At 63.2% G+C, this 2,565-nt stretch carries 1 protein-coding gene; it reads right to left on the bottom strand.

Features of this window, described 5'->3' with window-relative positions:
- The coding region (pglX, locus tag ACFOW4_RS20750; protein ID WP_377530191.1) for a BREX-2 system adenine-specific DNA-methyltransferase PglX at positions 1 to 2,330 on the bottom strand (2,330 nt) is incomplete at its 3' end.
- Positions 2,331 to 2,565 lie beyond the last annotated feature (235 nt).

Below are 2,565 nucleotides of genomic sequence, written 5' to 3' on the forward strand. Positions count from 1 at the left end.
AACTCACGCGCCCGCCCCAACGGATACGCCCCTGGCAACGGAAACTCCTGCAACTTAGTACCCGTGAACGCATAGAACGAGTACCACGGTTCCGGGCTCCAACGATTGCCCCCACCGCTAGAATTCGCTGCGCCTGTCTTCGGTTGGCTTACCTGTTTTAGCCAAAAGCAAGCGAGCGAACTGTTAAGCAAGCCAAGTAACCGCAGGTGATCATCCTCCGAGCTTCCCTGTGGAAGCTTTATAACGGGGGCAGTTTGCTTAAAGACTTTTCCATCTCGGTCTAGCGCGAAGTGAGCGTGTGTCGCCACCTCCGTCATACCGATCCCGAGAGGAATACAGTAGCGTTCAGGGTGCCACCGGCTCCACTCATACCACGTGAGGCCGATCTCCTCATGGGTCCCACCCGGCTCACGCCTCTGCCCCAAAGTCACGGCCGTTAACCAGAGAATCCGACCTAGCGCCTTGTCGCGCAACGATGCTCGATTCTCACTATCGTACGGGAATAGCGCTTCGAGTTCCGTTGCAATAATCCAGTCACGCACCGCCTCGCCGGCCACCAAGTCGACAACCGAGCTTTGGTCAACGCCAAGTCTGCCCCATACACCCGGCGGCGCAAAGTAACTTTCGTCCGATCCCGTGTGCGTCACGCGGCCTACAACAGTTACAAAGTCTGCAATCTTAAAACTCCCGCGCGCCGAGATATTTTCAAGCAAGTCCATTGCGCCACCACCGGAAAGACTCCAGGGGTGGACGGCAAGGCGGCCACGAGGCAAATCAATGGCACTGACCCACTCGGAATCCGTGCCGGGTCGATCAATCTGATTCCCAATCGCCATCCAAACCTTGCCCGCCGCGGGATCCTCCGTGGTCGGGGGCTCACCTTGAACGGCCAGAATGGCTCGAAGAGTCGTAGCGCGCCGCCGCGCGTTGGTCCGGCCTACGAGGATTACCGTCGGGGTGCCGTGTCCGGGGATCAGCGCCCTTGAGGTATCCACCACCTCCGTCAGTTCGACCTCATGTGCAAAATAACCTTCGATAAGCTTCTTGCCAAATTCACGCTTCATGAATCCGTTAGCCGTGATTTGCCCGACAAAGCCGGCACCAATGCCCTGCTCGTCAGAACGCTTGGCCAGCTCGAAGAAACGCTTGGCAAATGGGACGGTTAGCTGATACTGCCGGTGGCAGACGGTCGGGTAGATGCTGCGGTACAGGCGGCTACGAACAGGATCAGAGACCGTGATGTAGGGCGGGTTGCCGACCACCACCGTGTACTGATTCTCGGCTAGGTAGTTCTTGAGCAGGTCGGCGTCCTCGCTCTCGTACGCGAAAACCGGCCGCCCCTCGGCTTCGGCGAACAGGTCGCCCTGGGCGCGCGAGCGGTACCCGTCCCACGGCAGCAGTGAGTCGCCGGTCGCCACCCGGACCGGGAAGGCCGGCGTCCGTTCCAGCTTGGTCAGTCCGCACACCTCCATCGCGGCGATCAGCAGCCGGAAGCGGGCAATCGCCACGGCGAAGGGGTTGATGTCCACCCCGGTCACCTGGCCGAGCGCCCGCTCGGCGAGCACCCTGATGTCGGTGGCCGGCTCCCGGTCCTGCCACTTGCGCACCAGCCGGTGAAACGCGCCGAGCAGGAAGTGGCCCGACCCGCAGGTCGGGTCGATCACGCTGGTCGCGGCGAGGCCGAACTCCTTGACCGCCGGCTCGAACGTCCGGTCGAGGATGAACTCCTCCACGAACTCCGGCGTCTGCAACAGCGCGTACGTCTTCTTCGCGTGCGCCGACAGATCCTGGTAGAGATCGCCCAGAAAGCGGGTGTCCAGGTCGTCACGGCGCAGCGACTCCTGACCGGCGCCCCGCCGGAAGAAGTCGCTCAACTCCTCCGCGGCCGGGCCGGAGATGTCGAAGCGCCACGCCGGGTTGTGCTGGTCGAAGATTTTGCCGGTGGCCTTGAGGCCGCGCAGGTAGCCGAACGCCTCCCGCAGCCAGTGCCGGTCGTTGTGCCGGGGGTTGGCGATCAGGTACGCCTGCCGGTGCTGCACCGCCCGCTCGGCCGGCGCGGCCGGTTCGGCGCCACCGATCCACAGCCCATCGATAAGCTCGTTGTCCTCGCAGAACCGGACGAAAACGCAACCCAGCACCCAGGCCACCGCCGCCTGATCGAGCACGTCGTCGAGCCAGGTCTCGAAGCTCGCGCCGACCCGCTCAGCCGCCTTCGCCTGGGCGTACTCCTGGCGCAGCTCGGCGCGCAGACGCGACGCCTCCGCGACCTGCCCGCGCAGATCCTCCACCAGGGTCTTGACCTGCCCTTGCAACGCCTTAAGCTCGATCACCGCCAGATTCTAAGGTCTGCTGCCCCAACTGCCACTACTCTGAGTCGTCATCGCCGCGCCTGCCAAGTTGTCGCCCATTCCGCACCCAGCCAGCTAGGAAAAATCGGAACCAACCCGAAGCGCAAGTACAACAGCCCGACAACGACCTGACGCCCCTCTAAACCTGGGCTATGGCAGCTCGGGTACGCCGCGGAGCAGGGTGAGCGCGGAGCGGTCGGAGCTGAGCTGTGCCAGC

This window comes from Micromonospora sp. GCM10011542 (genome assembly GCF_042650685.1).
Taxonomy (GTDB): Bacteria; Actinomycetota; Actinomycetes; order Mycobacteriales; family Micromonosporaceae; genus Micromonospora.